Raw genomic sequence first — 15,076 nt, 5'->3', positions numbered from 1 at the left:
CCTGTTTCCAGAACTTGCGGGCTAAAACCCCCGGAATCATGCGGATCCTCAGCATTCCAAGATGAATAGCGGCTGAAAACAACGGAAATTCGTTGTTATGAAGCGGGTCACCTTAACGACCGTGGGTCATAACTTGCCTTGGCAAGTTATGACCCACTCGTGATGCTTGGAAGCTACTTGGCCTTCTCAGCACGCAAACGCGATACCTCGTACAGCGAGATGCCAACAGCCATCGAAGCATTCAACGATTCCATGGCCGAGTCGATTGGAATCGACACGATCGCGTCGCAGTTTTCGCGAACCAGCCGGGACAGGCCCTTGCCTTCGGAACCAACCACGATGCACAGCGGGCCGGTTGCCAATTCGAAGTTCGGCAGCTGCATATCGCCACCGGCGTCGAGGCCGATCACGAAGATGCCGGCAGCCTTGATTTCCTTCAGCGCGCTGGTCAGGTTGCTGCACTTGGCAACAGGTACGCGAACCGCTGCACCGGCGCTGGTCTTCCACGCCGAGGCGGTCATGCCGACGCTGCGGCGTTCTGGAATAATCACGCCATCTGCGCCGAAGGCCGAAGCCGAACGGACAATCGCGCCCAGGTTACGCGGGTCGGTGATGCCATCCAGTGCCAGGAACAGGGGCTGGGTCTTGGTGTAGCCCTTGTCGAAGTCCTTGATGGTCTTGGTAGCCAGCTGGACTGCGTCCTTGTACTCGTATGGCGGGATCTGCAGGGCCAGGCCCTGGTGGATCGCGTCATCGGTCATGCGGTCCAGCTCAGGCTTGGATGCCTCCAGCAGCGGGATGCCATGCTCGGCAGCCAGCTTCAGGGATTCGCGGACACGGTCATCGACGTCGATGCGGATGGCAACATGCAGCGCCTTGGCAGGGATCCCGGCGCGCAGCGCCTCGACGACGGAGTTGCGTCCGGTGACGAATTCGGCGTTGACCTTGATGCGTTCGGTACGGCGGCCGGCGCTGCGCTTGGCAGCCGAGCGCTCGGAAAGCTGCTTGGCACGGTACGCCTTGTGGTACGGGCGGTCCTCTGCCTTAGGGGTCGGGCCCTTGCCCTCGAGGGATCGACGTCCCTTGCCACCACTACCCTTGGTTGGGCCCTTTTTGCTCATTGGTAATTGTCCTTTGGTTTTTGAGTTCGTTGGCGTCGCGCTGATTCGCGACTAGTTGTCCAGGGTCCAGCGGGCGCCATCGGCCGAATCCACCACGGTAATCCCGGCGGATGCCAGTGCATCGCGGATCGCATCGGATCGCGCCCAGTCCTTGGCTGCCCGGGCTTCGGCGCGTTCGGCCAGCTGCGCCTGGATCAGCTGGTCCAGGGCCTCGTGCTCTGCGGAAGAATCCGACCCTTCATTGCTGCCAGCATCATCCAGGCCCAGCACCTGGGTCATGGCCAGGACCTGGCCCAGGGCCTTGGCGGCGGCAGCGTCATCACGCTGGTCCAGGGAAGCGTTGCCCAGCCGCACGGTTTCATGCAGTGCAGCCAGGGCCATGGGAACGTTCAGGTCATCATCCATCGCGGTGCCGAAGGCTTCCGGCACCGCGGTGGCTGCGATCGCCTCGGCGGCGGCACCCAGGCGGTAGCGCGCATTGGAGATGAAGGTATCCACGCGTTCCACCGCTGCCCCGGCCTCGGTCAGCGAGTCCGCGCGGTAGTCGAGCATCGAACGGTAGTGCGCCTGGCCCAGGAAGTAGCGCACCACGCGGGCATCGGCCAGCGCTAGCATTTCTTCCGGAGAGATGGTGTTGCCGATGGACTTGGACATCTTCTCACCCTCATAGGTGACCATGCCGTTGTGCATCCAGTAGTTGGCGAAGCCGTGGCCTGCCGCATTGGACTGGGCCATCTCGTTCTCGTGGTGCGGGAAGCGCAGATCCAGTCCGCCGCCGTGGATGTCGAATGCGCTGCCCAGGTATTTGCCGGCCATCGCCGAGCACTCGAGGTGCCAGCCCGGGCGGCCGCGTCCCCAGGGGCTGGGCCAGGACGCGGTCAGCGGATCGGTATCCTTGTGCCCCTTCCAGAGCGCGAAGTCGCGTGGGTCCCTCTTGCCGCGCGGATCCGAATCCGGGGCGTCCTGCATGTCGTCGACCTTCTGGCGGGTCAATGCACCGTACTGCTCATAGGAGCGCACATCGAAGTAGACATCACCAGAGCTGTCGGCTGCCGGGTAGGCGTGGCCTCGGTCGATGAGCTGCTCGATCAGCTCATGCATTTCGGTGATGTGCCCGGTCGCGCGCGGCTCATAGGTCGGCCGGCGCACGCCTAGCGCCTCGTAGGCAAGCGAGAATTCCTGCTCGAAGCGGTACGCCAGGGCGAACCATTCTTCGCGCGGCTTGTAATGGGCATCGGCTTCGAAGTCCGCGGCGAAGGAGTTCGCCGACTTTTCCAGGATCTTGTCATCGATGTCCGTGACGTTGCGGACGGTGGTGACGGCGAAGCCCCGGTATTCGAGCCAGCGCACCAGGATGTCGAAGACGATGGCACTGCGAACATGGCCCACGTGCGGCATGCCCTGCACGGTGGCGCCGCAGTAGTACAGCTTGACTTCGCCTTCCGCCAATGGCTGGAAGTCGCGTACGGATGCTGTTTTGGTGTCATAGAATCGCAGGCTCACGCCTTTAAGGTTATCCGATGGATGCACGCTTTGTGCTTCACTTGTGACGCTCTCGATGAGCTAAGCCCGCGGCAGCGCCGACGGGCCTAGTGCGAAACCGGATAGACCAGTGCGGTGGCATAGGCGGTCACGCCCTTGCCCTCCCCCTCGTACCCCAGCCCGTCGCTGGTAGTCGCAATGACGCTGACTGGGGCGCCGATCGCCTCGCTGAGCACCGCGTTGGCCTCCTCGCGGCGCGCGGCGAAGCGCGGGCGGCGGCCGACGAACTGCACCGAGACATTGCCGATCTCGAATCCTGCCTCGCGCACCAGGCGGGCGGCTTCTGCAATCAGGCTCACACCGCTGGCCCCGGCGAATTCCGGGCGGTCCACCCCGAAGTGCGTGCCCAGATCGCCTATGCCCGCTGCGGAGAACAGCGCATCGCAGGCAGCGTGCGCTACCGCGTCGCCGTCGGAGTGGCCGGACAGCCCGATGTCGTCCGGGAAGTGCAGTCCTGCCAGCCACATTTCGCGGGCCGGGTCGTCGCTGACCGCGTGGACATCGATGCCGTTGCCGACTCGTGGCAGGATCATGGCTTCTTCCTTTGCACTGGGGTTGCTGGTCAGGTGGCTTGCCGCGAGCTTGCCGGCGGCGTCGAGGTCTTCGGGGTAGGTGACCTTCAGTGCTTGCTGCGATCCGGGCAGCACCTGGACTTCGGCGCCGAAAGCCCGCACGATCGACGCGTCATCGGTGACCAGCTCCAGTTCGGCTTCGGTGCAGGAATCCAGCCGGGCGTGCGCCGCGCGCAGCAGCGCCGCGTCAAAGCCCTGCGGGGTCTGCACCGCGCGCAGGGTGGAACGCGCCGGGGTTTCCTTGATGATCTCGTGCTCGCCGGAGGCATCGGGCTGGACCACGCAGATGGTGTCGGTGACGTCCAATGCCGGAATCACCGCGCTGCACTGCTCATCGGCCAGGGCATACAGCACCCTTTCATGCAGCTCGGCCGGGGCGAAAGCGCGGGCTGCGTCATGGACCAGGATATTCGCGGCCTCTGAACTGGCGACGGCCAGTCCGGCGCGAACCGACGCGGCGCGGCTTGCACCACCGGGCACGGTACGGACCCGTTCCCCGTACTGGGCCATGGCTGCGGCCAGGCGCTCGTCCTTCGGCGGGGTCACCACAATGATTTCGGTGATCTGCCCAACCCCGAGGATCCGGTCCACTGCATGTTCTGCCAGGGACTTCCCGGCCACCTGAACCATCGCCTTGGGAATTCCTGCGCCAAGACGGGTTCCCATACCGGCCGCAACCAGGATCAGGCTTGAATTTTGCGCTTCGCTTTGCTTCACAGCGCCCAGCTTATCGTGCCTCGTCATCCTGATTCGGCTGCTTTAACGCCAAAAGCCGTGAAACGCTTGGGAGCGTTTCACGGCGATGCGTTACCGGAACTGGGTTAGGCCGAAGCCAGAACCTCGTCCAAGAGGCCTTCCGCCTTGGCCTCGTCCAGATCCTTGGCCAAGGCCAATTCACTGATCAATACCTGGCGAGCCTTGGCCAGCATGCGCTTTTCGCCTGCCGACAGACCACGGTCGTTTTCTCGGCGCCACAGGTCGCGAACTACTTCTGCAACCTTGATGACATCGCCGGAAGCGAGCTTCTCGACATTTGCCTTGTAGCGGCGCGACCAGTTGGTCGGCTCTTCGGTAAATTCAGCACGAAGGACATCGAACACATGGTCCAAGCCTTCCTGACCTACCACGTCACGTACGCCAACAAGATCAACGTTCTCGGCTGGAACCTCAATGGTCAGGTCGCCCTGAGCCACCTTGAGCTTGAGATACATTTTCTCTTCGCCCTTGATCTTGCGCATCTTGATCTCTTCGATCATTGCGGCACCGTGGTGCGGGTAGACAACAGTCTCGCCAACCTCAAAAACCATGTGGATAAACCCCTTTCCCACGTCCTAGTCTACCATGTTTGCTATTCATGGCCTTGCGACTGTGCCCCATATAACCGCGAATTCATGCGGAATTGCCTCTTCCACTTGCAAGAGAAACATGCTATGAAGAAGATAAGGCAGTCGATTGCACACCTCCCCCTTTCCCAGCGACGGTTGTCTACAACTTGTCGAAAAGCGTGTGTTGCACGTCGCTAAATCGCGTCTTTGCGTGAAAAACAGCTAGGCTTAGAGATAATCGTGGTCCTTTTCGCGGCTGCCCCTGCCCCAGGTGCAGCCGATTCAACCGGCCACGAACCCGAAGCAACTCATTATTCTCACCGAGGAGTTAGTGTCGTGATCACCGCACGCATGACCGCTGGACGTCGCATCGCCGCGTCCCTCGCTGTGGCTGCCCTGGCATTCGGTGTCACCAGCTGTGGCGCCATCAACGAGCAGGCCACCAACATGGACTACGCCGCCAGCGATGGCGTCAACGTCGATGTCGCAGACGCCAAGGTCCGCAACCTGATGTTCGTCACCAACAGCGACGACACTGAAGCCCGCCTGATCGGCTCCGTAATCAACGCCGGCGATTCCGCGCTGACCCTGTCGGTCAAGGCCGAGAACACTGCACCTGTCTCCATCCAGGTTCCTGCCGATGGCACTATCAAGCTTGAAGATGAAAAGAACGAGCAGATCATCAAGAACTTGGGCATCCCTGCTGGCCAGCACGCACCTTCGGTCTTCACCGTCGCCGGCGAGAACGTGGAATTCAGCGTTCCAGTAGTCGATGGCACCCTTGCCGAATACCGCGACTTCGTACCGGGCGGTGCCGATGAGTCGGTCACCGAGCACCTGACCCCGGAAGAGACCCACTCGACTTCGGGCCACTAGGCTCCGCAAGCCGAAACAGCAGCCCCGGACAGAATCACTGATTCTGTCGGGGGCTGCTGCCGTATCCGGGCTATTAGGCCTTAGACCACGAACTTGTAACCCAGTCCGCGCACGGTCACCAGGCGTTCGGGGACTGCCGGGTCAACCTCGATCTTGGAACGCAGGCGCTTGACGTGCACATCCAGGGTCTTGGTGTCGCCCACATAGTCGCTGCCCCAGACGCGGTCGATCAGCTGTCCGCGGGTGAGCACGCGGCCGGCATTGCGCAGCAGCATTTCCAGCAGTTCGAATTCCTTCAGCGGCATGGACACCTCGGTGTTGTCGACCGAAACCACATGGCGTTCGACGTCCATGCGCACCGGACCGGCAGTGACCACGTTGCTGATCAGCTCCTCGCCTTCGCCCTGGCGTCGCAGCACGGCGCGGATGCGGGCCAGCAGTTCGCGGGAGGAATACGGCTTGGTGACGTAGTCGTCCGCACCGAGTTCCAGGCCCACTACCTTGTCGATCTCCGAGTCCTTCGCAGTGAGCATGATGACCGGGACCTGGCTGTTCAGGCGGATCTGGCGGATCACCTCGGTGCCCGGCTGGCCCGGAAGCATCAGGTCCAGCAGCACCAGGTCTGCGCCGTGGCGTTCGAACTCGGTGACTGCCTTCAGGCCGTCGTCGGCGATCCGGACTTCGAAGCCTTCGCGTTCGAGCAGGAAGGACAGCGGGTCTGAGAGCGACTCCTCGTCCTCAACGATCAATATGCGGGTCATCGGCGTCCTCCTTCACGATCGGACGCACTCGCCTCGATCGTTCGTTCCTTCATCGTCTGGCCGGCAAGCGCATTGCTGGTCGCCGGTTCTTCGTCCGCTAGGGGAAGTCTTAGGGTAAATGTTGATCCGTGGCCGGGCTGCGACCACAGGGACACTTCGCCGCCGTGGTTGGCCAGCACGTGCTTGACGATGCTCAGGCCCAGCCCGGTGCCGCCGGTCTGCCGCGAGCGTGCGGAGTCCACGCGGTAGAAGCGCTCGAACACGCGTTCCTGCTCCTCGGGCGAGATGCCCGGTCCCTGGTCGGTCACCGAAATCTGGGCGTAGCCATCGCGCTGGCGGATCCCCACTCCGACCGTGGTGTGCTCCGGCGAATAGCGGATGGCATTGTCGATCAGGTTGCGGATAGCGGTCATCAGCAGGTCCGCATCGCCCAGGATCGGCTCTTCGAGATGGCCGCCCACGGTAATGGTGATGCCCTTTTCCTCGGCAATCAGGTGGCTGCGGTCCACGGCTTCTGCCACGACGCTGTCGATATTCACTTCCTGGCCCTGCACGATCGCGTCGGATGCCTGCAGCCGGGAGAGCTCGATGATGTCCTGCACCAGGGCCGCCAGGCGCCGCGATTCCTTGTCCATCCGGGTGGAGAAGCGGCGTACCGCCTTCGGGTCGTCGGCGGCTTCGGTGATGGCTTCGGCCAGCAGCCCGATGGCGCCGACCGGCGTTTTCAGCTCGTGGGATACGTTGGCCACGAAGTCATTGCGCATCGCTTCGGTACGGGTGATTTCGGTGCGGTCGTCGGCCAGCAGGAGGATGTATTCGTCTCCCAGCGGAGCGACGCGCACGTGGACAATCAGCTGCCCGGCACCGAGCGTGGAGCGCTGCAGCTCGTACTGGCTTTCGGCAATCACGCCATCGGCGCGCACCTGGCGCACAAGCGAGAGCAGTTCGTTGTGGACCAGCGTGTGCCCGCGCACCAGCCCGTAGGCATAGGAGGCAGGGTTGGCCCGGACCACTCCGTCAACGTCATCGAGGATCACGAAAGCTCGCCCGATGACCGACAGGACGGCGGCCGCCCCCTCGGGGAGCACTGGCTCGTCGACTTGCGGCAGCTTCGAAGAGCGGGCCTGGGAGAGCCGGAAGGAGATGACGCCAACGATCCCCAGAGCCAGGCCGAGGACGCCGGCTATAAGAGTCGAGATCACTTCGTTCACATCTTTAGACTAGCTTCACCTGTGGGCGGCTCCAGCCCTAAATGACGTGTTTTAGTCGATTTCGGCGCGCTGTTCACCAAACGTTCACCTTTCGTGGCATATTCGTTAATCACCCGCTGACAAGCTGGAGCAAGACCCTCCACCATGCCACAAAACTGTCTCGTGGCGGGTGGCTGCCACGGCAGTCCACCATCCGGCATGGATACCGACACTCGAAAGGAACTGCTGTGCGTAAGGTATTTCAGGCAGACCTGCAGCAAATTGGCGAAGAACTCATTGAGATGGCCAACCAGGTAGCAACCGCAATGGACCGCGCTTGGGAATCGCTAGCCAACGTGGACGTCGATCTGGCACAGGAAGTCATTGCGGCGGACGCGAAGATCGACTTCCTGCAGAACCAGCTCGACGAACGGGCCATCGACACCTTGGCCCTGCAGGGGCCGGTAGCCAGCGACCTGCGCATGATTGTCGGTTCGCTGCGCATGAGCGCGTCGCTGGAGCGCATGGGCGATTTGGCCCGCCACCTGGCGCAGCTGACTCGTCTGCGGTTCCCCAACCCGGCGATCCCGGCCAAGATTTCCGACACCTTTGCCCAGATGGCAAAGATCGATATCGACATCGCCAAGGCGGTCGCGCGCCTGCTGGACACCCGCGATCTGAAGATCGCCACCGAAATCATCGAACTGAACCACGAGCTGGATCGTTTGCACTCCAGCGTCTTCACCCAGGTCGCGGCCGAGGACTGGGACGCCAACGCGCCAACCACCGTGGATGTGTCGCTGACCAGCCGCTACCTTGAGCGCTTCGGCGATCACGGCGTGTCCGTAGCCCGCAAGGTCACCTACCTGGTGACCGGCGAATGGGATCCAACCGAAATCTAGCTTCTCGGAGCATCGGCTCGATTGCATAGCCATGGCGCCTGCCATCCGGTACCAACGGATGGCAGGCGCCTTTTTTGTTCTTCAATTTTGCTTGGACGGGGCATGGGACTTCCGGCTGGGCGCTCCAGAGAGCACGCTGTGCGTCCTTGTTGGGCCCCGATGAGGAAGCTGGCCCAGCCAAGGATTCCAGCTCGTTAAACGGGCAGAGGGCTGCCCACCGATCGGTGGGCTGCCCTCTGCCCGTTCTCGGCGCACGAATGGCGCCAGCGTCTAGCGGGTTTCTAGCCTTCGCACTCGACGCAGAAGCCTACGTTGCCTTCTTCGCGCACCAGCTGCGAACGGTGGCGGATCAAGAAGCACGAGCCGCAAATGAACTCGTCGTCTTTCTGCGGAATGACCGTAACGGTCAATTCCTCGTTGGAGAGATCCGCGCCCGGCAGATCCATGCCATCGGTGTGATCGGTCTCGTCGAGCTCGCGCACCACCGACTTGGCGTCCGGTGCGTTTGCGGACTTCACCGCATCCAGAGAAGCCTTGCGTGCCTCAGCAACGTCTGGGCGGACTTCATCGTAATCAGTTGCCACGAATTGCATTCCTAACGTGAGCCATTGAGCCTATTCGAAATAGGAGATTACAGCATACTAATGCCAAAAATACAATCGTGCGCAGTTGTTTCGCTCACAGCCGGATGCCTGGCGTTATCCCCGCGTTAATAAGCAGACGGCGGCTTCGCGATCACCGGCCCATGGCCGGTCATCGCGAAACCGCCGAAAAGCGTGTCCTACTTGCGACCTTGGTTGGCGACGGCCTTGATAGCGTCGGCCGCGGCCTCTGGATCCAGGTAGGTTCCGCCCTTGGTGATTGGCTGGAAGTTGTCATCCAGTTCATAGACCAGCGGGATGCCAGTCGGGATGTTCAGGCCGGCAATGTCTTCATCGCTGATGCCGTCCAGGTGCTTGACCAGTGCGCGCAGGGAGTTGCCGTGGGCGGTGACCATGACGGTCTTGCCTGCCGACAGATCGGCCTTGATGTTGTTCTCCCAGTACGGCAGCATGCGCTCCAGCACGTCCTTGAGGCACTCGGTACGCGGGGCGGAGTCGCCCAGCGCCGCATAGCGCTCATCATTGATCTGGCTGAATTCCGAGGAGTCGTCCAGTGCTGGTGGCGGGGTGTCGTAGCTGCGGCGCCATTCCATGAACTGCTCTTCGCCGAATTCGGCCAAGGTCTGCGCCTTGTCCTTGCCCTGCAGCGCACCGTAGTGGCGTTCATTCAGGCGCCAGTCGCGGTTCACCGGAATCCAGGAACGGCCAGCGGCTTCCAGAGCCAGGTTCGCGGTGACAATTGCGCGGGTCAGCAAGGAGGTGTGCAGCACCTCCGGCTTGTAGCCTGCTTCGGCCAGCAGCTGGCCGCCGCGGGCTGCTTCAGCACGGCCCTTCTCGGTCAGCGAGACATCGTACCAACCGGTGAACAAGTTCTTTTCGTTCCATTCGCTCTGTCCGTGGCGAAGCAAAATCAAAGTGTGGCTCATGGAATCTATCCTAACCAATGCGCAAGCCCACTCGCGCGAAAGTTAAGGCCCGTGGTTAAAGTGCGAAGACCTGCGCTCCGCCATCAAGCGGATGCAGGTCTTCGTGAAAACTTGGGTGCCTTGGCGCGGCCTAGTAGTTGTACCAGCCGCCGCCCTTGCCGCTCACTGCTGGCTTGACGTCCGCAAGGTACACGCAGGCGATGCAGGCGCCGATTAGCTGCAGGAAGCCGATTCCGCCCTGTCCAAGCATGCCCAGCAAGGCTACAGCGGTGCTGGCCACTGTCAGACCGAGCCAGAAGCCCTTGGTGCGCTTGCCTTCCTGGGCGAAGCGATCCGCGCCATGGCGCAGGCAATCAACCAGAGCCCAAACGGCGAGCGCCACGATGACAACGCTCAGGGCGATCATCATGTAGTACTCGATCAGTCGGGCTACGTGCATCATGTTCATGCCTTCACTCTACCTTTGCGACGCATTTGATGGGCACTGTGCCACGCGCGGAAATTGGCCCCGCGGCATCAGAGCCGGTCCAGGGCCTGCTTCAGATCTGCCCAGAGGTCTTCCACTTCTTCAATGCCTACCGACAGGCGGATCAGGCTGGCAGGGACGCTGGCCGGTTCGGAAGCGTGGCGTGCCCGCCGCTCGGCCAGGGACTCCACTCCTCCCAGCGAGGTGGCACCGGTGATGAGCGTGAATGCATCCAGCACCCGGTCGGCTTCTTCGGCAGAGCCGCCCGCTTCGAAGGCGATCACCGAACCGAACCCGCCCATGAGTTCGGCAGCGCGCGCGTGGCCCGGGTCATTGGCCAATCCCGGGTAGCGCACTGCCTGCACCTTGGGATGCGCCGCCAGCCGTTCGGCCAGCAGCTGGCTGTTCGACTGCGAGCGTTCAAGGCGTACGGCCATGGTGCGCACCCCGCGCAGGGCGAGGAAGGTATCCATCGGTCCGGCGATCGCGCCATGCAAGGTCCGGTATCCGTGCAGTCGGCTGTGCAGCTGTTCGTCGCTGGTGACCAGCGCGCCCAAGATCACATCCGAGTGGCCCGAGAGGTACTTGGTCACCGAGTGCACGACAAGGTCGGCGCCGTGGACCAGCGGCTGCTGCAGCAGCGGGGTGGCAAAAGTGTTATCCACGATGCTCAGCACGTTCTTCGCTTTCGCGCCGGCCAGCAGTGCCGGCAGGTCTGCAACTTCCAGCATGGGGTTGGTCGGCGATTCCACCCAGAGCACATCGGCCCCATCCAACGCGGCGAGCACTTCGTCGGTGTTGGCAATGTCCACCGGGCGGATGCTCAGCCGTCCAGCTTCTTGCAGTTCCGAGCTCAGCGCCAGCGAACCGTTATAGGAATGCCGTGGCATCACCAGCACGCCGGCCTCTGGAACGAGGCTCAATGCCGCGGCAATAGCTGCCATGCCGGAGGAGAAGACCAGGGCCGGCAGGGTTGCCGCTTCGAGCTGGCCCAGCACTTCCTCGAAGGGATCCCAGGTGGGGTTGGAGAACCGCGCATAGACGCGTTCGCCGGGCGCCGCCTGGCCCTTGGAATGGTAGGTAGAGGTGAAGGTGACCGGGTGGTTGACTGGAACGTCGTAGCCATGGGCCGGACGCCCACCGGCAACGAGCAATGTCTTCGGGTCCCAGGCCGGGTTGGAGCCTTGTTCTGCGGTGCGGGGGTTCATGGAAAAAACTCTACGCTGGATCGGGTACTGCCAAACGGTGGATTTCACTACATTTCATGTGACTGATCCACCACACTTGACGTATTTCCAATGCCCAACCAGCCGTTGCAGTACGCATCTTTAAATGTCCTTGGATAGGCTAGTGGGGTGAGTAGAGATTCGAGTTCCCCAACCCGTGGCTTGTTCATCGTTTTCGAGGGCGGCGACGGCGCCGGCAAGTCCACGCAGGTCGCGCTGGCCAAGCAGTGGCTGGAATCCCGTGGAGCCAAGGTCGCCACGACCCGCGAACCAGGTGGAACCCAGATCAGCGAAGAGCTGCGTTCCCTGGTGCTTGACCACGGCCACGGCGACATCGATGCGCGTACCGAGGCTCTGATCTACTCGGCGGCGCGTGCCGCCCATGTCCAGCAGGTCATCTCCCCCGCGCTGGAGGCCGGAACCCACATCATCTGCGACCGGTTCGTCGATTCCTCGCTGGCCTACCAGGGCATGGGCCGCGAACTCGGAATTGATGCCGTCGCATCAATCAACGACTTCGCAACCGGCGGTTTGAAGCCGGATGCCACCATCATCCTCGACATCTCCGCCGAGCAGGGGCGCGCCCGGCGCATTGCGGCCAGCGGCGGGGTGGAGCAGTCGGATCGCTTGGAATCCGAGCCGGATGATTTCCATGAACGCATCCGCAACGCCTTCCTCGATTTGGCTGCCCGTGAGCCGCAGCGCTACCTGGTCCTGGATGCCACCGCCAGCGTGGAGCAGCTGCACCAATCGGTTGCGCAGCATCTGGCAGGCCTGCTGTGACCCGGCCGGTCTTCGCGGACCTCGCCGGGCAGGAACGCGTCATTGACACGTTGACCGCCGAGGTTGATCGCGGCAACCCCACCCATGCCTGGCTGGTAACCGGCCCCCCGGGTTCGGGCCGCACCACCGCGGCGCGTGCTTTCGCGGCGGCATTGCAGTGCACCCAGACTCCGGCCGGCTGCGGTGAGTGCGCCAATTGCAAAATGGTGATGAATTCGGAGCACCCTGATGTGTCCTTCGTTTCCACCGACAAGTTCGAGTACCAGATTGCCGATGTCCGCCACCTGATTACCCGTGCGCAGGAAAGCGCTGGCACCGGCCGCTGGCGCATCATCATCATCGAAGATGCAGACCGCATGTCCGAGCGCAGCACCAACGTGCTGCTCAAGGCCATCGAAGAGCCTCCAGCCAAGATGATCTGGATCCTCAGCGCCCCGTCTCCCGCCGATGTGCTGGTGACCATCCGGTCGCGTTGCCGCGCGGTAAACCTCTCCGTGCCTTCCACCCAGGACGTTGCAGATCTCCTGGTGCGCCGCGATGGGCTGGAACCGGATCAAGCATTGTTCGCTGCCCGGGTTTCGCAGTCGCATATCGGTGTGGCCCGCTTGCTGGCTCGTGACGAGCAGGCACGCATCCAGCGCGAGAAGGTCGTTACGCTGCCGCTGCGCACCACGACCTTGCCGCAGGCGATGGCGGCGGCCGCAGAAATCTCCAAGCTGGCCAGCGAGCGTGCCGAAAACATCACCGGCACCGACCTGCAGAACAAGATTGCCCAGCTGCGCCATGCCAATGGCTTGGGTCCGGAAGAGACCATCCCACCTGGATTGCGCGGGCAGTTCAAGGCGCTGGAGGATGATGCCAAGCGATTTGCCCGGCGTGCTGCCTTCGATGCCCTGGACCGGACGCTGACTGACCTGACCACCTTCTTCCGCGATGTCTTGAGCATCCAGCTGAAAACCGGTACCGAGCTGATCAACGAGCACCTGCGCGAGAAGCTGGAGCGGTTCGCTGCGGAACAGTCCAGCGAGAAGTCCTTGGCCCAGCTTGATGCCATCAATGAAACCCGCGGCCGCCTGGCCGCCAACGTCAACCAGCTCATGGCGCTGGAAGCGCTCATGACCCGTCTGCTGCCACAGCCCGGACGCCGCTAACCCATCCCAAGGAGACACGAACAGTGCCTGCACGCTCACCGATGAAGCGCTTGGCCGCAGTAGGGACTGCCATGGCTTTGGGCCTGGCAGGCTGCTCTTCCCCCACAGCGGATTCGCCATCCAGCGCATCGAATGCCCCGAAGCCCGCGCCGAACACCAGTGCGCCTGAAGGATTGGAAACCTTCTATACCCAAAGCCTCGACTGGGAAAAGTGCGGCAGCGTCATCGAATGCGCCACCATCCAGGTTCCGATGGATTACGACAATCCCGAAGGCGAGAGCATCGAGCTGGCCCTGAACCGCCGCGCCGTGGACGGGGCGACGCGCAATATCCTGGTCAACCCCGGTGGCCCTGGTGGATCTGGACTGGACATGGTGTCGTCCACGGTCCCGAGCATGTTCAGCGATGACCTGCAGCGGGCCTACAACGTCATCGGCTTCGACCCACGAGGCGTGGGAGAAAGCTCTCCGGTCACGTGCCAGAGCGCTGCCGAAACCGATAAGGGGCGCCAGGAAAACCTCCGTGCGTGGGTTCCTGAAGACCAGCACGAGATCATCGAGAGCACCGAGGACTATGCGGCTGACTGCGCGTCCAATACCGGCGAACTGCTCGACCACGTCGATACCGTATCGGCCGCCAGGGACATGGACGTGATCCGTGCTGTGCTCGGTGATGCGCAGCTGGACTACCTCGGTGTCTCCTACGGAACCTTCTTGGGCGCAACCTATGCTGACTTGTTCCCGCAGAATGTGGGGCGTTTCGTGCTGGACGGCGCCATGGATCCAACCTTGTCAGCTTCGGACCTCACCTTGGCCCAGGCGGTTGGGTTCGAGAAGGAAATCGACGCTTGGCTCGCCAGCTGCCTTGAAAGCGGCAATTGCCCGTTCACCGGAACCGTCGAAGAGGCCAAGGTGCAGCTGCAGCAGTTCTTTGCTCAGGTGGAGAACGAGCCGATGACCGCCAGCGATGGGCGAGTCGTTCCGATCATCGACTTCGTCAACGGCTTCATTTTGCCGCTCTACGATGATGCCAGCTGGTCCTATTTGACCGACGCCATGAACGCCGCGGTCAACGAAGGGAATGTAGACATCATCCTCAGCTTGGCGGATCTCTCGGCAGACCGCCAGAGCGACGGCACCTATGCTTCGAATTCGAGCGACGCCTACGTAGCCATTGATTGCCTGGATCGTCCAACGGACAGCAGCCAAGAAGCCATGCAGGCCGAAGCGACCGAGCTGATGCGTGCGGCTCCGACCTTGGGCAAGTATCTGGCCTACAGCGGCATCGCCTGCGAGGCCCTGGACTTCGAATCCACTGGCAAGCCTGAGGTGCTCGACGCGAAAGGCTCGAATGAGATCCTCGTCATTGGCACCGTCGGTGATCCAGCCACCCCATATAAGTGGTCCGAGGCCCTGGCCAAGCAGCTGGATAACGCGACCCTGCTGACCTATGAAGGCCATGGCCACACCGCCTATGGGCGTTCCAACGAGTGCATTACCAAGGCGGTGGATGAGTACCTGATCGACGGCAAAGTCCCCGAAGCCGGCACCCGCTGCTGATTGGGCCTGATGATGTCATCGCCGTTTTGACGTTCAGACAATTCCTCGGATAAAGTGACGTGGTGCCTGTTTGC

Annotated in this window: 15 protein-coding genes; 5 read left to right on the top strand and 10 right to left on the bottom strand. The window is 62.3% G+C overall.

Features of this window, described 5'->3' with window-relative positions; translation table 11 throughout:
- Positions 1-173 precede the first annotated feature (173 nt).
- From rlmB to F0M17_RS02735, 4 genes are all read right to left on the bottom strand, one after another.
- A complete protein-coding gene (gene rlmB, locus F0M17_RS02750) occupies positions 174-1,121 on the bottom strand; it encodes a 23S rRNA (guanosine(2251)-2'-O)-methyltransferase RlmB (RefSeq protein WP_149596342.1) in 948 nt (315 codons plus the stop codon).
- Positions 1,122-1,172: 51 nt separating this feature from the next.
- On the bottom strand, positions 1,173-2,624 hold the full coding sequence (gene cysS / locus F0M17_RS02745) for a cysteine--tRNA ligase (protein ID WP_149596341.1): 1,452 nt from the start codon (positions 2,622-2,624) through the stop codon (positions 1,173-1,175).
- 86 nt (positions 2,625-2,710) lie between these two features.
- Positions 2,711-3,979, bottom strand: coding sequence for a 2-C-methyl-D-erythritol 4-phosphate cytidylyltransferase (gene ispD / locus F0M17_RS02740; RefSeq protein WP_149596340.1), 1,269 nt, complete (start codon positions 3,977-3,979; stop codon positions 2,711-2,713).
- 77 nt (positions 3,980-4,056) lie between these two features.
- A complete protein-coding gene (locus F0M17_RS02735; protein WP_038993823.1) occupies positions 4,057-4,542 on the bottom strand; it encodes a CarD family transcriptional regulator in 486 nt (161 codons plus the stop codon).
- A gap of 354 nt (positions 4,543-4,896) precedes the next feature.
- On the opposite strand from F0M17_RS02735, the gene F0M17_RS02730 reads away from it, so the two are divergent.
- On the top strand, positions 4,897-5,436 hold the full coding sequence (locus F0M17_RS02730; protein ID WP_073707485.1) for a hypothetical protein: 540 nt from the start codon (positions 4,897-4,899) through the stop codon (positions 5,434-5,436).
- A gap of 80 nt (positions 5,437-5,516) precedes the next feature.
- Here the strand turns inward: F0M17_RS02730 and F0M17_RS02725 are convergent, their stop codons facing one another.
- Both F0M17_RS02725 and F0M17_RS02720 read right to left on the bottom strand, forming a co-directional pair.
- Entirely contained in the window at positions 5,517-6,197 is a 681-nt protein-coding gene (locus F0M17_RS02725) for a response regulator transcription factor (RefSeq protein ID WP_038993821.1), read from the bottom strand.
- Complete coding sequence (locus F0M17_RS02720; RefSeq protein WP_246857116.1) at positions 6,194-7,408, bottom strand: cell wall metabolism sensor histidine kinase WalK; 1,215 nt, start codon at positions 7,406-7,408, stop codon at positions 6,194-6,196. Before F0M17_RS02720 ends, F0M17_RS02725 begins: the two co-directional genes overlap by 4 nt.
- A gap of 227 nt (positions 7,409-7,635) precedes the next feature.
- Between F0M17_RS02720 and phoU the strand changes: the two genes are divergently transcribed.
- A complete protein-coding gene (gene phoU, locus F0M17_RS02715; protein ID WP_038993819.1) occupies positions 7,636-8,289 on the top strand; it encodes a phosphate signaling complex protein PhoU in 654 nt (217 codons plus the stop codon).
- Between the two features lie 281 nt (positions 8,290-8,570).
- Here phoU and F0M17_RS02710 read toward each other — a convergent pair whose 3' ends face one another.
- From F0M17_RS02710 to F0M17_RS02695, 4 genes are all read right to left on the bottom strand, one after another.
- Positions 8,571-8,873 (bottom strand): DUF4193 domain-containing protein, encoded by a 303-nt coding sequence (locus tag F0M17_RS02710; RefSeq protein ID WP_038993831.1) that lies wholly within the window; start codon positions 8,871-8,873, stop codon positions 8,571-8,573.
- A 197-nt stretch (positions 8,874-9,070) separates the two neighbouring features.
- Complete coding sequence (locus tag F0M17_RS02705; RefSeq protein WP_066144097.1) at positions 9,071-9,817, bottom strand: phosphoglyceromutase; 747 nt, start codon at positions 9,815-9,817, stop codon at positions 9,071-9,073.
- A gap of 130 nt (positions 9,818-9,947) precedes the next feature.
- Positions 9,948-10,259 carry a DUF2516 family protein gene (locus F0M17_RS02700; RefSeq protein ID WP_223308877.1) on the bottom strand — a complete coding sequence of 104 codons (312 nt, stop codon included), beginning with the start codon at positions 10,257-10,259 and terminating at the stop codon, positions 9,948-9,950.
- Positions 10,260-10,333: 74 nt separating this feature from the next.
- Positions 10,334-11,491: a PLP-dependent aspartate aminotransferase family protein gene (locus F0M17_RS02695; RefSeq protein ID WP_149596339.1), complete on the bottom strand. Its 1,158-nt coding sequence runs from the start codon at positions 11,489-11,491 to the stop codon at positions 10,334-10,336.
- A 147-nt stretch (positions 11,492-11,638) separates the two neighbouring features.
- On the opposite strand from F0M17_RS02695, the gene tmk reads away from it, so the two are divergent.
- Genes tmk through F0M17_RS02680 form a run of 3 tightly spaced genes read left to right on the top strand, consistent with a single transcriptional unit; the run spans position 11,639 to position 15,002 of the window.
- Complete coding sequence (tmk, locus tag F0M17_RS02690; protein WP_073707483.1) at positions 11,639-12,292, top strand: dTMP kinase; 654 nt, start codon at positions 11,639-11,641, stop codon at positions 12,290-12,292.
- Entirely contained in the window at positions 12,289-13,443 is a 1,155-nt protein-coding gene (locus F0M17_RS02685; RefSeq protein WP_038993815.1) for a DNA polymerase III subunit delta', read from the top strand. The genes tmk and F0M17_RS02685 overlap by 4 nt, the downstream gene beginning before the upstream one ends.
- 23 nt (positions 13,444-13,466) lie before the next feature.
- Positions 13,467-15,002 (top strand): alpha/beta hydrolase, encoded by a 1,536-nt coding sequence (locus F0M17_RS02680; RefSeq protein WP_233125378.1) that lies wholly within the window; start codon positions 13,467-13,469, stop codon positions 15,000-15,002.
- Positions 15,003-15,076: the final 74 nt, after the last annotated feature.

This window comes from Glutamicibacter sp. ZJUTW (assembly GCF_008370855.1).
GTDB classification, from domain to species: Bacteria; Actinomycetota; Actinomycetes; order Actinomycetales; family Micrococcaceae; genus Glutamicibacter; species Glutamicibacter nicotianae.
The sequence above is the reverse complement of the archived record's forward strand: the minus strand, read 5'-3'. Positions and strand labels throughout refer to the sequence as shown.